The organism is Alloalcanivorax xenomutans, from assembly GCF_032810065.1.
Lineage (GTDB): Bacteria > Pseudomonadota > Gammaproteobacteria > Pseudomonadales > Alcanivoracaceae > Alloalcanivorax > Alloalcanivorax xenomutans.
The window spans coordinates 1,152,437-1,166,480 of the sequence record NZ_CP136538.1 but is presented as its reverse complement, the minus strand read 5'-3'; the positions used below and the strand labels follow the sequence as shown (position 1 = coordinate 1,166,480).

At 61.4% G+C, this 14,044-nt stretch carries 13 protein-coding genes and 1 pseudogene; 9 read left to right on the top strand and 5 right to left on the bottom strand.

Going from position 1 to position 14,044, the window contains the following annotated elements:
• The first annotated feature begins 12 nt into the window (after positions 1 to 12).
• Positions 13 to 1,545 carry a sodium:solute symporter gene (locus tag RYH70_RS05455; RefSeq protein WP_022996088.1) on the top strand — a complete coding sequence of 511 codons (1,533 nt, stop codon included), beginning with the start codon at positions 13 to 15 and terminating at the stop codon, positions 1,543 to 1,545.
• A 133-nt stretch (positions 1,546 to 1,678) separates the two neighbouring features.
• Here RYH70_RS05455 and RYH70_RS05450 read toward each other — a convergent pair whose 3' ends face one another.
• Both RYH70_RS05450 and RYH70_RS05445 read right to left on the bottom strand, forming a co-directional pair.
• Positions 1,679 to 2,308 carry a hypothetical protein gene (locus RYH70_RS05450; protein ID WP_080530579.1) on the bottom strand — a complete coding sequence of 210 codons (630 nt, stop codon included), beginning with the start codon at positions 2,306 to 2,308 and terminating at the stop codon, positions 1,679 to 1,681.
• Complete coding sequence (locus RYH70_RS05445; RefSeq protein ID WP_026949581.1) at positions 2,308 to 3,588, bottom strand: sialidase family protein; 1,281 nt, start codon at positions 3,586 to 3,588, stop codon at positions 2,308 to 2,310. Before RYH70_RS05445 ends, RYH70_RS05450 begins: the two co-directional genes overlap by 1 nt.
• A gap of 308 nt (positions 3,589 to 3,896) precedes the next feature.
• Here RYH70_RS05445 and RYH70_RS05440 point away from each other — a divergent pair, with 308 nt between their 5' ends.
• From RYH70_RS05440 to glpE, 5 genes are all read left to right on the top strand, one after another.
• Positions 3,897 to 4,649, top strand: coding sequence for a lysophospholipid acyltransferase family protein (locus RYH70_RS05440; protein WP_022996084.1), 753 nt, complete (start codon positions 3,897 to 3,899; stop codon positions 4,647 to 4,649).
• A gap of 116 nt (positions 4,650 to 4,765) precedes the next feature.
• Positions 4,766 to 5,602 carry an SDR family NAD(P)-dependent oxidoreductase gene (locus RYH70_RS05435; RefSeq protein ID WP_022996083.1) on the top strand — a complete coding sequence of 279 codons (837 nt, stop codon included), beginning with the start codon at positions 4,766 to 4,768 and terminating at the stop codon, positions 5,600 to 5,602.
• Positions 5,603 to 5,684: 82 nt separating this feature from the next.
• Positions 5,685 to 6,266, top strand: coding sequence for a DUF938 domain-containing protein (locus RYH70_RS05430; protein ID WP_022996082.1), 582 nt, complete (start codon positions 5,685 to 5,687; stop codon positions 6,264 to 6,266).
• Positions 6,267 to 6,401: 135 nt separating this feature from the next.
• Positions 6,402 to 7,634, top strand: coding sequence for an ATP-dependent RNA helicase RhlB (rhlB, locus tag RYH70_RS05425; RefSeq protein WP_317009881.1), 1,233 nt, complete (start codon positions 6,402 to 6,404; stop codon positions 7,632 to 7,634).
• Between the two features lie 69 nt (positions 7,635 to 7,703).
• Positions 7,704 to 8,021 carry a thiosulfate sulfurtransferase GlpE gene (glpE, locus tag RYH70_RS05420; RefSeq protein ID WP_022996080.1) on the top strand — a complete coding sequence of 106 codons (318 nt, stop codon included), beginning with the start codon at positions 7,704 to 7,706 and terminating at the stop codon, positions 8,019 to 8,021.
• Positions 8,022 to 8,081: 60 nt separating this feature from the next.
• On the opposite strand, the gene RYH70_RS05415 is transcribed toward glpE, so the two are convergent.
• Positions 8,082 to 8,756, bottom strand: a complete 675-nt coding sequence (locus tag RYH70_RS05415) for an OmpW/AlkL family protein (RefSeq protein WP_014993480.1) — start codon at positions 8,754 to 8,756, stop codon at positions 8,082 to 8,084.
• A gap of 208 nt (positions 8,757 to 8,964) precedes the next feature.
• Here RYH70_RS05415 and RYH70_RS05410 point away from each other — a divergent pair, with 208 nt between their 5' ends.
• The gene (locus RYH70_RS05410; protein ID WP_022996079.1) at positions 8,965 to 9,975 is read left to right on the top strand and encodes a hypothetical protein; all 1,011 of its coding nucleotides are present in this window, start codon (positions 8,965 to 8,967) and stop codon (positions 9,973 to 9,975) included.
• A 42-nt stretch (positions 9,976 to 10,017) separates the two neighbouring features.
• Here RYH70_RS05410 and RYH70_RS05405 read toward each other — a convergent pair whose 3' ends face one another.
• The gene (locus tag RYH70_RS05405; RefSeq protein ID WP_022996078.1) at positions 10,018 to 11,469 is read right to left on the bottom strand and encodes a PhoH family protein; all 1,452 of its coding nucleotides are present in this window, start codon (positions 11,467 to 11,469) and stop codon (positions 10,018 to 10,020) included.
• A gap of 230 nt (positions 11,470 to 11,699) precedes the next feature.
• On the opposite strand from RYH70_RS05405, the pseudogene RYH70_RS05400 reads away from it, so the two are divergent.
• Positions 11,700 to 12,059: pseudogene (locus RYH70_RS05400) on the top strand (methyltransferase family protein); the annotation flags it as partial.
• Here RYH70_RS05400 and RYH70_RS05395 read toward each other — a convergent pair.
• Positions 12,037 to 12,801, bottom strand: a complete 765-nt coding sequence (locus tag RYH70_RS05395) for a YiiX/YebB-like N1pC/P60 family cysteine hydrolase (protein ID WP_022996076.1) — start codon at positions 12,799 to 12,801, stop codon at positions 12,037 to 12,039. The pseudogene RYH70_RS05400 and the gene RYH70_RS05395 sit on opposite strands and share 23 nt — an antisense overlap.
• Positions 12,802 to 12,937: 136 nt before the next feature.
• On the opposite strand from RYH70_RS05395, the gene RYH70_RS05390 reads away from it, so the two are divergent.
• Positions 12,938 to 13,975: a M14 family zinc carboxypeptidase gene (locus RYH70_RS05390; RefSeq protein ID WP_022996075.1), complete on the top strand. Its 1,038-nt coding sequence runs from the start codon at positions 12,938 to 12,940 to the stop codon at positions 13,973 to 13,975.
• The last annotated feature ends 69 nt before the right edge of the window (positions 13,976 to 14,044 follow it).

Sequence of the window (14,044 nt, the reverse complement as noted above, 5' to 3'; positions counted from 1 at the left end):
GATCTTCACGCCATGAATCTGGCCTTCGCCGATTGGGCCGTGATGGCCCTGTACCTGCTGGTGGTACTGGTCATCGCGCTGTATTGCTCGCGACGCAATACCAGCACCGAAGAGTACTTCGTCGGCGGACGCCGGTTTCGCGGCTGGGTCATCGGCCTGTCCCTGGTCGGCACCTCGATCAGTTCGGTGACTTTCCTCGCCTACCCCGCCGACGCCTTCAAGACCGGCTGGCTGCGCTATCTGCCCAATCTGGCGCTACCCTTCGCCATCGCCATGGCGGCCTGGTTCTTCCTGCCGTTTTTTCGCCGTGGCAATCTGACCAGCGCCTATGAATATCTGGAACAGCGCTTCGGGCCGAGCCTGCGGGTGTACGGGGCGGCGGCGTTCATCATCGCCCAGTTGGTACGGGTGTCGATGATCCTGTGGCTGCTGGCGCTGCTCATCCAGCAGTTGGTATCGATCCCGCCGGCCACCGCCATCGTGCTCAGCGGCCTGTTTGTTGGGCTGTACACCGTGGTCGGCGGTATCGACGCGGTAATCTGGACCGATGTGCTGCAAACCGTGGTGCTGATCCTGGGTGGCGTGTTGTGCCTGTGGATCGTGGTGGACGCCCTGCCCGGCGGGCTGGTCCAGCTGTTCAGCGAAGCCGGCCGGGCCGGTAAATTCGCCCTGGCGGAATGGGGTGAGGACGGCCCAGGGGCCACCCGCTGGACACTGTCCCTGAGTGAAAAAACCGCCACCATGATGTTGTTCATCGGCCTCACCAACTGGCTCACCGAATACGCCAGCAACCAGAACACGGTGCAGCGCTACTGCGCCGCCCGCTCCCTCGGCGAAGCCCGGCGCGCCCTGTGGGTCTATCTGTTCACGGCCTTGCCACTGTGGGCCTTCTACATGCTGTTGGGGACCGGGCTCTGGGTGTTCTTCCAGCACTTCCCCGACTCACAGTCACAGGAAGTTCTGGCCGGCACGGCCCGGGCGGAAACCATCGTGCCCTGGTTCATTACCGAATATCTGCCGGTGGGTATCGCCGGGCTGGTGGTGGCGGCGGCGCTGGCGGCGGCGATGAGCTCGCTGGATTCCAGCATCAACGCCGTGGCCACGGTTTCCGTAGTTGATCTCTACCGCCGCCACTGGCGGCCGAATCAGGAGGATCGCCATTATCTGGCGGTGGCGCGCGGCGCCGCGGCACTGACCATGGTCCTGATGATCCTGGGCGCACTCTGGCTCAACGGCGCCACCACTCACACCCTGCAGGACACCTCCACCATCCTGGTATCACTACTGGGCGGCGGTATGCTCGGACTGTATCTGCTGGGGTTCTTCACACGCACCGGTAACACCTTCTCGGCCTGGTGCGGCCTGATCTGTACTCTGGCCTTCACCGGCTGGACTCTGCTGTCGGAACAGAGCTGGTGGCCGGAAGCACTACGCGCCCCCTTTGATCTGTACTACACCGGCCTGATCGGCAATGTATTGATGTTTTTGGTGGGTTATGGGGTGGCTCATCTTAGTGGCCGGCTGCTGGCCAGCCGTTACGGTTGAAGGCTGGCTGGCGCACAACACGCCGGCACGCCAAACCCTTGGCCCTCTTGCAGGCCTGGGGACATGAATTCAGAGGTAGCTACAGCGGCTTCGTGAGAGTGTGCCTGTTCGCCTGCTTGTACCCGCGCTCTACTCAAGATTCGGTACGGACAGGCGCCGCCGATGCCGCCTCCGGCTGGCTCACCGCCAGACGCTGACGGGCCCGGCGCGCCAGCAGGCGATCACGGATCAGCCAGCCGCTGGCCCAGAACACCAGCCAGGGATCAATCAGATAGTCCCAGAGATTATCGGACGGCAGCAGACGCCAGGCGTAGGCCAGCTGCGCCACCACCAGAATAATGCAACTGGCATAGGCGCGGCTCAGCCAGGCCACCACACCCACCAGCAACAGCATGCAGCTGAATATCAGATCACCGAAACCCCAGGCATACGGGTCCTCGTAGCTGGAACCCAGGCTCATCGGATAGAACCACAGCGCCAGAAACACCAGCAGCAGACAGGCCATTCGGGTCTGCCCCATGGAAAGGAACTGATGGCCGCGCAGGCGATGCAGAATGGCCAGCAACGCCAACATGCCGGAGGTCAGACTGAAGTCCCCCAGGTAACTGAGCACCCAGGGCGCCAGGCCATAAGGAAACGGCAGGAGCGACAACACCAGCACCGCGGCCGCCACCAGAGCACGGCGGCGTACCGGCCAGCGGCTGGACAGACGCAGCGACACCGCCACCAGAATAAAAGCGCAAACCACTACGGACACCAGCATCACCCTCTCCCCCCTTTGCCCGGCTGTCTGGCCGGCAACCAGGCATGCCGGATGGCGGATTTATTCCAGGTATAAAGCACGTGGAGATCACCATTGCTGGCTTGAATAACGTAGGGATAGTCGTATTGGAATTCACAACCGCGCGGGAAACACTTGTTGTGTTCCACCCGTTGCAGATAGGGCTGATCGCGGATAACGCCGAAGGTGCCTTCCAGTTCCTCGCCGATCATGTTGAGGAAGCGGTTTTCTTCCAGGTCGCCACCGCGCCAGGATGCGCGATTATGAAAGTAGATGCGATCGGTCCAGGTGCGGCCGCTGTCCCGGGTTTCGCGCATGCACAGATCGTCTCGTTCCACCGAATTACAGTTCGCCACCAGCAACCAATGCCCCTCGCTCAACGCCACACCGCCAACAGCGGCGCTGGGGTTGGGCAGTCCGGAGGAGACCAGCGGCGTCCATTCGACACCGCCGTCGTAGGTATCACTGCGGTAGAGCATGCCCGGGTGGTCGTCGCTCTCGTTGCGGAGGAAAGCGGTGGCGCGGTGCGGACTGTCCACCAGCACCAGCGGCTGAATCGCTTTGCGGCCATGGCCGATGCGGGACTTGTCCTGAATCCGGTTATCCTCATCCAGACGCAGCATCTCACCGAATTTGCCGATCATCTCATGATAGACCGGCAGCCCAACCGAGCCATCGGCGAATCGCAACGGCGGCGTCTTCACCAGCGTGCTGATGTTGAGGAAGGGCGAAGTGGTCAAGGCCCGATCAAACTTCCAGGATGCGCCCTGATCCCAGGATTCCAGCACCACCATACGGCTGGCGGCCCAGCCACCGAAGCTTACCGCCACCACGAACAGGCGCATGCGGCCGTTATCGTCGAGAACTGGCACCGCATTACCCAACTTGCGCACATGGCGGCCCCAGCCCTGGCTGATCTGATCCCGGCTGACCACGGTGGTTTCTTCACTCCAGACACCGGTGCCGGGATCAAAAACGGAGGAGTGAATGCCCACATCCTGGGCTCCCTCCCGGCTGCCGGCGAACCAGAAGGCACGCAGACGGCCATCCGGCAGCTCCACCATGGAAGCGGCGTGGACCAGAGCGGTTTCCGCATCGGAGGCGAAACGCATCTGCCACTGCCCATCGACCACATCGTGAGAGGGAACGTGTTCGGCTATAAAGGGAGGATCGGATTGCAGCGCATGCCCCGGCAAACCCGCCAGGAAAGCCGCTACCAACAAGGCGCCCATCCCCCAATGCATCCATTTGTTCAAGGCCATGTAGATCGGCTTCTTCTATTCGTATGAAAAACGAAGGTTAACACTGGTTACAATTTATCCTCTAGCGTTCTTCGCTCCGACCGCGGCGCTCAATATCCATTTACTTGCACTTGAGCCGCTATTTTTAACATTGCGCCGCATTAATAACGGAAATTCCGCCGAAAAACGTCGACTGCGGCAACACTTTGACAAAAGCGTAACAATTCCAAAATCCACCTGTCATATTCGGCCATCTGCTCTAACATAGTGCATATCCTTGTTTGGACGGACGTGTTCGGGCACGCAGTGGTGGATCGGGAGTCGCGGTCGTGGTCAACGCCCTTTTCTTTGTTTATTGCTGGTTGGTTTTCGTTCCTCTCATGGTCTTGGCCACCGTGGCACTGTGGATCCTGTGCATGGCGCTCAGCCCCTTCGTCGGGCCACGCCGGGCCGGGCGTCTGACCGCCGTGCCGTGGTCCCGCCTGGGCTTGCTGCTCAGTGGCGTTTCCGTCCACATCCATGGCCGCGAACAGCTGGATCCCGATCAGAGCTATGTGATCGTCGCCAATCATCTGAGCCAGTACGACATCTGGGTGCTTTACGGCCATCTGGGGGTGGATTTCCGTTGGGTGATGAAGCAGGAATTGCGGCGCGTGCCGCTGATCGGCTACGCCTGTGAAGTACTGGGCCACATCTTCATCGACCGGAGCAATCACGAGCAGGCTCTGGCCAGCCTGGAAAACGCCAAGCGCCAGTTGGTCGGTGGCACCAGCATCCTGTTCTTCCCCGAGGGCACCCGCAGCCGTAGCGGCGAGCTGTTGGCGTTCAAGAAAGGCGCTTTCCGCATGGCCCAGGATCTTGAGCTGCCGATTCTGCCCGTCACCCTTACCGGTACCCGCGACATCCTGCCGCCGGATACCCTGCGTATGCAGCCCGGTCCGGCGCGGATCACCCTTCACACTCCGATTATTGTCGACGGCGACGATGAGCAGGCAGTGGAAAACGCCATGGCGATCAGCCGCCGAGCCATCGCCTCCGCCCTGGAAAGCGGCCAGTTCAGCCCCCAGCCCGACTCCCACTGATCGACATCAGGGCCCGCCACCAGCGGCGTCACAGCCAGTCCCTCGCCGGCAATTGGCCCGTTCTGCATGATCGATGCCGGTACACTCCGCTCCACGTACTCATGGGGATTTCCAACATGAAAAGTTTCAAGGACAAGGTTGCGGTGATCACCGGCGCCGGCTCCGGCATCGGCCGCGCATTGGCCGGCCAACTGGCTGCCCAGGGCGCCAAACTGGCACTCTCCGACGTCAACGAGGCAGGCCTGCGGGAGACCGTCGAAGCGCTTGGCCTGGATTCGGAACGAGTCATGTCCAAGGTGTTCGATGTGGCTGACCGGGACGCGGTTTATACCTTCGCCGACGAAGTGATGGCCCACTTTGACGCCGTCCATCTGGTCATCAATAATGCGGGCGTCGCTCTGGGCGCGTCCGTGGAAGAGATGAGCTATGAGGACTTCGAGTGGCTCATGGGCATCAATTTCTGGGGCGTGGTGTATGGTACCAAGGCCTTCCTGCCACACCTGAAAGCCGCGGGCGAAGGGCACATCGTCAACGTTTCCAGTGTCTTCGGACTGATTGGCGTGCCGACCCAATCCGCCTACAACGCCGCCAAGTTCGCGGTTCGGGGCTTCACCGAGTCCCTGCGCCAGGAGCTTGAGATCGAGAACGGCGGGGTCTCGTGCACCACCGTGCATCCGGGCGGTATCAAGACCAATATCGCCCGTAACGCCCGCATGGGCAGCGGCATGGAAAAGATCACCGGCACCGATGCCGACAAGGCCCGCCGGGATTTCGAAAAACTGTTCCGCACCACCCCCGAGGAAGCGGCCCGGACCATCCTCAAGGGCGTGCGGGCCAACAAACGTCGGGTACTGATCGGCTCCGACGCCCTGGCCATCGATGGCATGCAACGGCTGCTGCCGACCAGCTACCAACGTCTGATGGTGGCCGGCCAGAAGCTGATGCGGCGCTAGGGCCTGTTCGCCCTACCCACCGCACCGGTCGTGGCGGCGGCTACCCGAAGACAGGGACGATCCCACCACGACCGGACATCCTATGCAAAGACCGTTTTCCCAAGCCGCCGAGAACAACAAGGGGCCCATCGCCGAGATACTGGCCCACTATCTGGATCACGGCGACCTGCTGGAGATCGGCTCCGGTACCGGTCAACACGCCGTCTGGATGGCGCCCCGGTTCCCGGCTGTTCGCTGGCACCCCAGTGAACAGCCGGAGAACATGACCGGCCTGAACCGTTGGCTGGAGGCCCATCCCTGCCCCTCCCTGCAAGCCGCCACCATTCTGCGGGTACAGGGCCGCTGGCCGGAGCATCGTTTCCGTCACATCTACACCGCCAACACCTTCCACATCTTGTCCCGACCGCTGGTGGAGCGGTGCGTGCAACGTCTCTGTGAGCACCTGACGCCGCAGGCTCGTGCTTACATTTATGGCCCATTCAATTACCAGGGGCATTACACCAGCGACAGCAATCGCCGCTTCGATCTGCACCTCAAAAGCCAGTCCCTGAGCATGGGAATTCGTGACCAGGAGTGGGTGGCGGCCTTGTTTGCACGCCACGGACGTGTTTTATTGGCTGACCACGCTATGCCCGCCAACAATCGCCTGCTGGTATTCCACTGACGATTGTTTCCCGGGGGGCCCTTTCACTACTATGAATGACTGCATGGGCACAGGCCGACGTTTCCCTGATCCGGCCATTTCTTCCGTGATGGCCCGTGCTTTCCACCCGACGGCGAGAGCAATCCGAGCAACGTGATGCGACAAGACAAAACAAGCGATTGGGATCTGGACCAGTTCCAGGTACCGGAGAAAGAAGGCGAGGTCCGCTTCCATGACTTCGATCTGGAACTGCCTCTGATGCGCGGTATCGCCGAAACGGGCTTCCAGTATTGCACCCCCATTCAGGCGGAGGTGCTGCGCCACACTCTGGCCGGCGCGGATGCCATCGGCCGGGCCCAGACCGGCACCGGCAAAACCGCCGCGTTCCTGATCACGGTCATCAACGACTTGTTGCGTCACCCGCTGACGGTGCCCCGCTACGCCGGTGAACCACGCGCTCTGATCGTGGCGCCAACGCGGGAACTGGCGATGCAGATCGAAAAAGATGCGCTGCAACTGGCCCGCCATACCGACCTGCAGGTCATGAGCGTGGTCGGCGGCATGAACTTCAACCGTCAGCAGGAGCGCCTGCAAACCCGTCTGATCGACATCCTTGTGGCCACCCCCGGCCGCCTGCTGGATTTCGCCAAACGCCGCGACCTGTGGCTGGACCGGGTGGAATCACTGGTCCTGGACGAAGCCGACCGGATGTTGGACATGGGCTTCATTCCGGACGTCAAACGCATCGTGCGGATGACGCCGTCAAACCGCCACCGGCAAACCCTGCTGTTTTCCGCCACCTTCAATGAGGACGTCATGGCGCTGGCCCAGCGCTGGACCGAGGACCCGGTGACGGTGGAAATCGAGCCGGCCCAGGTGACCACGGAAACCGTGGAGCAAAAGGTCTATATCACCGCCACGGAAGACAAATTCAATCTGCTGTATAACCTGATCATCAGTGAAAACATGGAAAAGGTGATCGTGTTCGCCAACCGCCGGGACATTACCCGCCGGCTCAACGACCGGCTGGTGAAAAAGGGCCTGAAAGTGTCGCTGATTTCCGGTGACGTGCCGCAGAATCAGCGCATGAAGACCCTGGAGCGCTTCCGCGCCGGCGACCTTCGGGTATTGATCGCCACCGACGTGGCCGGGCGGGGCATCCACATCGACGGCGTCTCCCATGTGGTAAACTTCAATCTGCCGGAAGATCCCGAGGACTACGTCCATCGCATCGGCCGTACCGGCCGCGCCGGAGCCAGCGGCGTGTCGATCAGTTTCGCCTGCGAGGACGATGCCTTCCTGCTGCCGCAGCTGGAAGAAGCCATCGGCATGAAACTGCCCTGCGAGCATCCGCCGGCACCGCTACTGGAAGACCGGCGTCAGGCCTGAAACATTCCTGGTAAGCGGAAAGACCAGCAAACGCAGCTCAACTCAACGCAACTCAACGAGGAAGGCGTCATGGCCCAGCGAATCTCACCGGAACAAGGCCGGGAAACTCTGGACAGCGGAGAAGCGTTGTTCATTGATGTGCGGGACCCGGGCAGCCATGCCATGGCGCGTATTCCCGGCGCCATGCCACTGACCCAGGCCAGCTTGGACGATTTTCTGGCCACCACGTCCCGTGACCAGGCCCTGGTGGTCTATTGCTACCACGGCCATTCCAGCCAGTCGGCCTGTGACTTTCTGACGGAAAAAGGCTTCACCCGGGCGGTGAGTCTGGACGGCGGTTTCGAGCACTGGCGCCAGGCTTACCCGGACCGGGTCGAGGAAGGCTGACCACGGCAAAGCCGGGGCGGAGCGCCCCGGCATAGCATACCCCGGCAAGACAGGCGGGATTCAGAACGCCCGGCCGATACCGACCATCCACACCAGCGGATCCAGTTCCACATCGATTTTATCCACGGTGGAGCCGTTCACTTTGAGGCGCGCCTCGGTATCGATATCCACCCGCCAGGCGGAGAGGTTGACGAACCAGGTGTCGCCCATGGCCAGATCCACCCCCACCTGAGCGGCCCAGCCCACCGAGTTGGACAGCGACACGTCGGCGTTGGCGCCCCCGATCAGCGGGCTGACCACGCCATCGTGGATGTTCTCGTCAAAGAAGTAGGTGTAGTTGACGCCGAGCCCCACATAGGGACGCACCGGCCCCAGCTCCGGCAGGTAGTATTGGGCCATCAAGGTCGGCGGCAGATGTTTGGTATCGCCAATGTCGGTACGGCCCAGCCCCGCGCCTTCCACATAGAGATCATGTTTGAACGGCGTGGCTGCCAGCAGCTCGACGCCGAAACGCGAGTTGATCATGTAGGCGACCGTGAAGCCGAATTGGGTATCGTTGTTCACATCCACCTTGGCGCCGGTCAACGGCGCCACCGAGAAAGCGTCACTGTCCACGCGGGGCGACACCGTGGCCGCGCCGGCACGTACCAAGATGTCTCCGGCCTCGTACCCCTGGGCCAGACCCACACTGCCGATTAGCGCCAGCGCCAAGGCGCCACGTCCCCATAGTTGCATGTTTAGCTCCCTTCTTGGCTCATCATGTCCGCACCGACAATGGTGCCGTCCCGACCGCTCGGGTCTGGACACGAACCCTCGGCATCGCCAGGGTTCCGTGGTATTACACCCGGCTCATGGGCGCCGTCTCTTGTCGTGGATCAAGATCCAGAAGGATTCGACGGTCGGCGGCACAAGCAGTAAAACGGACAAAGCGGAACCGACACTGATGAAGCGGAAAGAACTGGCCGAAGCCTTACAGCAAGCTCATGTGGAACACGCCTGCCAGCGTCTGTGCGCGGAGGACTACTGGCACGACCTGCTGGACCAGGGCGTGGCGATAATCGCGGATAAGCCGCTGGGGACCCTGGTGGATGGCGAAGTGCTGGCTCAGGTGGTGGATGATTGGCTGGCGCATGTGGCCACCGTGGAAGGTCTGCAGCCGGTGATCGAATCCGTGGCCCACGCCCTGTTGAACCACGCCCGCCAGGATCCGGTGACCTTTGGCGAATTGCTCGACGAAGCCCAGTTCGAGGCTTTGCTGGAACAACTGCTGCGCCTGCGGAGTCTGCGTGAACGGACCATTCATGCGGTGCTGAATCATCCGCTGATCAGTCAGATGGTCAGCGAGATGCTCTATACCGGCATCAAGAACTTCCTGCTGGAAGAAAATGCTTTGGCCAAACTGCCGGGCGTCAGCAGCATGATGAAGCTGGGCCGCAAAAGCGTGGGCCGGGCCATGGGTGGATTGGAAGAGCCCATTCGTTCCTACCTGAGACAGAATATTCGTGCCACGCTCAAGACCGGTGAGCAGTGGTTGAATCGGGAGTTGAGCAACGATCGCATCGCCGAGCTGGCACGCGATGCCTATGGCCGTATCGCCCCGATGAAGCCGGCGGCGTTACTGCGAGATGTGCCGGACGACACCTTGCCGGGCCTGGTGCGTCAGGGGGCTTTGTTGTCTGATCATGCCGCCGCGCTGGACTACAGCCGGAGACTGGTGATGGAAGGCATTCGCGCGGCAATCGAGGCCCTGATGGCATGGAGTCTGCCCGCATTGCTCCAGGCCATGCGCACCGATACGGCGGCGCGCCGCGACACACTGGCGCCGGCGTTGGCGCGTGGCGCGGAAGTACTAAAGGAGCAAGGTGTATTGAGCGCCTGGGCGGAACTGGCGCTGGGGGATTTCTACCAGAGCGAAGCGTGCTTGTCGGTGCTGGGGCAGGCGCTGCGGGAGTGAGGAAGGCCGGACGCCTGACACCAGACGTCCGACGTTTTCTCCTTACAACCAGGTTTCCGCGTATTCCGCCAGCAGCGATCTCGGCACGCCATTGAGCTGCACCGAGCCGCCATGGGCGAAATGCTTGAAGCGTTCGGTCATATAAGTCAGCCCGGAACTGGTGGGCGACAGGTATGGCGTATCGATCTGCGCCAGGTTACCCAGGCACACCACTTTCGACCCTTCACCGGCCCGGGTGACGATCGCCTTCATCTGGTGCGGCGTCAGATTCTGGCTTTCATCGATCAGGATCAGCGATTTCTGGAAGCTGCGGCCACGAATGTAATTCATCGCCTTGAACTGGATGTTGGCCTTTTCCTTGACGTACTGGATGCTGCCGGAAGGATTCTCATCGTTCAGGTGCAACGCTTCGATATTGTCATTGATCGCGCCCAGCCACGGGTCCATCTTTTCTTCCTCGGTGCCAGGCAGAAAGCCATGCTCTTCCGCCAGCGGCGGCGTGGAACGGGTGGCGATGATTTTATTGAAGCGTTTCTGCTCCACCGTCATTTCAATGGCGGCGGCCAGAGCCAGAATGGTTTTGCCGGAACCGGCCGCACCGGTCAGGGTCACCAGATGAATGTCCGGGTCCAGCAGCAGGTGCAGCGCCACCGCTTGTTGAATGTTCATCGGCCTCAATCCCCAGGCCTGCTGATCCATCAACGTCTGCTCACTGTAGTGGCGCAAGGTGACCACACCCGCCTCCACCGACATGATTCGGCCAACGAAACCCTGCTCATCGAGAATGAACTGATTCGGGTACACCTCCTCGCCAAGAATGTCACCGACCAGCAGACCGTGCGACAGACGGTGCAGGGTTTCCGCGCCGTGCTGCTCGGTCTCCACCGCATCAACCCGGTCCCAGAACGAACCCTCCATCATGAAATAGCCCTGATTGAGCTGGCGGATATCGGAAACCAGCTGGTCGTTGTGGTAATCCTCGGAGTCAATCCCGCAGGCCCGCGCCTTCAGGCGCATGTTGATATCCTTGGTGACCAGCACGTAATGGCGATCCGGATCGGCGGCGATCATGGCCACCACGTCATTGATGATCCGGTTGTCGTTCAGATGTTCGGGAAGGCATGGCGGCGTCAGTCCGCTCTGTGGCATCAGAACGGTCAGTGTCCCCTGATGATGATTTTCCCCACGCTGAATAGGAATTCCCGCTTCCACTTCCGCGGGCGATGCTTTGCCGATGACCCGGTCGATCAAACGAATGGCCGCGCGGCAATCCGCGGCGGTATGGGACTTCCCGGTTTTCAACCGATCCAGTTCCTCCAGTACGGTCATCGGAATGACCACCCGGTGCTCTTCGAAATTCATCAGGGAGTTGGGGTCGTGGATCAGGACATTGGTGTCCAGGACGTAAGCTTTCGGGCGGTGTTCCGGTTCGTGATGGAGGCGGGATTGGGATGCTGCGGTTACGCTGTGCAAGGTGGCCGCGCGCTCTTCCATGCGTTTCCCCTTTCAAGGTTGCAGGACATGGCGACGGAGCCCTTCACAAATGTCACGCGATATGCGATTCACAAGTGACGTTCGCGCCCGCCGCCGATGGCTTTACCGGCAGTGCTGTTCGCCGAGCTTCAACAACAGTTGTTCCAGCGGATCGCGATCACTCCCGCAATGGCGGGATGTGAATTACCATAACCCAGCTTTTCTTCACTGACAACGATAGGCCTCTGAACATGGCATTGGAACATCCCGAGGTTCGCATTCCCCCTCCTTTGCTGCATCTGGGCGGCTTGCTGGTGGGTTATGGCCTGGACCAGGCGCTGCACTGGACCCTGCCGGCGTGGCCCGGCCAGTACGCACTGGCCACGGCGCTGGCGTTGTTCGCGGTGCTGTTGCTGGCCGGCGCGATGGTGCAGTTTTATCGGCACCGCACCACGGTTTTGCCACATCGCGCGGCGCGGGAATTGATCACTGGCGGTGTCTTCCGCCTGACTCGCAATCCCATTTATCTGGCCTTCGCCTTGCTTCATTTGGGCTGCGCTCTCAGTCTTTCCAGTCCCGGCATGCTGATCATGCTGCCGCCGATTCTGTGGGTGATGCATCACCACGTGATCGCCGCGGAAGAAGCGTTTCACGAGCAACGGTTCGGGGATCAGTGGCAGCGTTATCGGCAGCGGGTACGGCGCTGGATTTGAGTTGTTTCAGCCACTGCGCCGGCAAGAGCCGGCCAGCGGTGAGGCTCAGCCGGCGGGAGCCGAAATGGCCGGGAACGAAACGGTGGGGACAAACCGTGTCCGGCAGCCAGCCGAGCCGCCGGTAGCACTCCGCCACCAGCTCCGAACAGAACCAGCCGGAGCGACGGCGGCGTCCGGAAAAGCCACTCAGGGCGTCGTAGAAATTACACAGCAGATAGTTCTTGTAAGGCCGGTGCAGCAACCGCCGCACCAGCCGCTGCATCAATCGCTGCTGGAGCGGTGTCAGCGGCGGCCCTTCACGACGCCTTACCGCCACATCACCCGGATACTCCGCGATCTTGCGTGACAGCGGCACCAGCGCCACGCCCATCACCGGGTGTCCCAGTATCCAGTCCGCCGATTCACTCAGGCCGGTGGATTCCAGCACCAGCGGTTCCGCCACTTCCGGCAGGCGCACCACCATGCCCACATGGCTCCAGGGACTGCGGGTGAACCAGCGAATCACGGTACTGGTGACCCCTCGTCCGGCGAACAACAGCACATCCCCGGTTTCCAGGTTCAAGGCGAAGTTGTCGAGGCTCTGCATCACGGTGATTCCCGCCGCCAGCGTCAAGGGCAGAGTGGCCAGCGCGGATGACACTACACTGACAGTTGCATCGCAGTTCCATGACAAAAATGCAGCGCCGCAATCGTCATGAAACCTTAACCGGAATCCGCCATCCTGCCCTGTGCGCCTGCTTTGACGGGCGCCGACCGTCACCCACTGACGCGCGCCGATGGAACAACGCCTGTATCAATTTCAACGCCACCTGCCCGAATGGTTACACCTGGAGTCGCTGATCCGGCTGGGTCAAAGGCACCTGCGTGTGCATGACGTGGACACCATCCAGATGGGCGATATCACGCTGCCCTTGCGGGTGCTGGAGATGGGCAGCCGTTCCCCCGGCGCACCGGTGGTTGGCTTCTTTGGCGGCGTGCACGGCGTCGAACGGATCGGCTCCCAGGTGCTGTTGTCGTGGTTGCACAGTCTGATCCATCGATTGCAATGGGATGATCAATTGCACCGGCGGCTGGAACGGGTGCGGCTGGTGTTCATGCCGATGATCAATCCCGGCGGCATCTGGCGGCGTACCCGCAGCAATCCCAATGGCGTCGACCTGATGCGCAACGCCCCGGTGGATGCGGAAGGCAAGGTCCCCTTTCTGGCCGGCGGCCAGCGCCTGAGCCGTCACCTGCCCTGGTATCGGGGGCGCGCCGGTGAGCCCATGGAAACCGAGGCGCAGGCGCTGGTGAACACGGTGCGGCAGCGCCTGATGAACGCTCCGGTATCGATCAGCCTGGACTGCCACAGCGGTTTTGGCCGCCGCGACCGCATCTGGTGCTGTTACGCCCGCAGCCAGAAGCCCATTGCGCACCTCGCCGAGGTGTACCGTCTGAAACAGATCCTCGAGCACACCTACCCTTACCACCATCCTTATCTGATCGAACCGCAATCGGTGAACTACACCACCCACGGCGATCTGTGGGACTACCTCTACGACGAAGCCCGGGAGCAACACCCGGACCGGCTGTTCCTGCCGTTCACCCTGGAAATGGGGTCCTGGCTGTGGGTACGAAAAAACCCCCGCCAGCTATTGGACTTCTTCGGCCTGTTCAATCCGATCATCGGCCATCGCCACAACCGGGTGCTGCGTCAGCATTTGCCGCTGTTCGAATTCCTGGTGGCGATGGCGGTAAACGCCGGCAACTGGCTGCCGCGCGGAGAGGCGAGGGAGAATCTGACCCGGCAGGCGATGAAGCACTGGTTCGGGTGATCCGGACGCCAAAGAGCAGAAGTCAGGCCTACCGCTCTGGTAATCATTCAATGAGATTATTTTGGGTTC

What these genes read in the sequence shown, in the direction of transcription:
- rhlB (WP_317009881.1), top strand. Translation starts at nt 6,402, where the DNA reads ATGCGACAAGACAAAACAAGCGATTGGGATCTGGACCAGTTCCAGGTA.
- RYH70_RS05410 (WP_022996079.1), top strand. Translation starts at nt 8,965, where the DNA reads ATGAAGCGGAAAGAACTGGCCGAAGCCTTACAGCAAGCTCATGTGGAA.
- RYH70_RS05445 (WP_026949581.1), bottom strand. Translation starts at nt 3,588, where the DNA reads ATGGCCTTGAACAAATGGATGCATTGGGGGATGGGCGCCTTGTTGGTA.
- RYH70_RS05455 (WP_022996088.1), top strand. Translation starts at nt 13, where the DNA reads ATGAATCTGGCCTTCGCCGATTGGGCCGTGATGGCCCTGTACCTGCTG.
- RYH70_RS05430 (WP_022996082.1), top strand. Translation starts at nt 5,685, where the DNA reads ATGCAAAGACCGTTTTCCCAAGCCGCCGAGAACAACAAGGGGCCCATC.
- glpE (WP_022996080.1), top strand. Translation starts at nt 7,704, where the DNA reads ATGGCCCAGCGAATCTCACCGGAACAAGGCCGGGAAACTCTGGACAGC.
- RYH70_RS05435 (WP_022996083.1), top strand. Translation starts at nt 4,766, where the DNA reads ATGAAAAGTTTCAAGGACAAGGTTGCGGTGATCACCGGCGCCGGCTCC.
- RYH70_RS05450 (WP_080530579.1), bottom strand. Translation starts at nt 2,308, where the DNA reads ATGCTGGTGTCCGTAGTGGTTTGCGCTTTTATTCTGGTGGCGGTGTCG.
- RYH70_RS05405 (WP_022996078.1), bottom strand. Translation starts at nt 11,469, where the DNA reads ATGGAAGAGCGCGCGGCCACCTTGCACAGCGTAACCGCAGCATCCCAA.
- RYH70_RS05390 (WP_022996075.1), top strand. Translation starts at nt 12,938, where the DNA reads ATGGAACAACGCCTGTATCAATTTCAACGCCACCTGCCCGAATGGTTA.
- RYH70_RS05415 (WP_014993480.1), bottom strand. Translation starts at nt 8,756, where the DNA reads ATGCAACTATGGGGACGTGGCGCCTTGGCGCTGGCGCTAATCGGCAGT.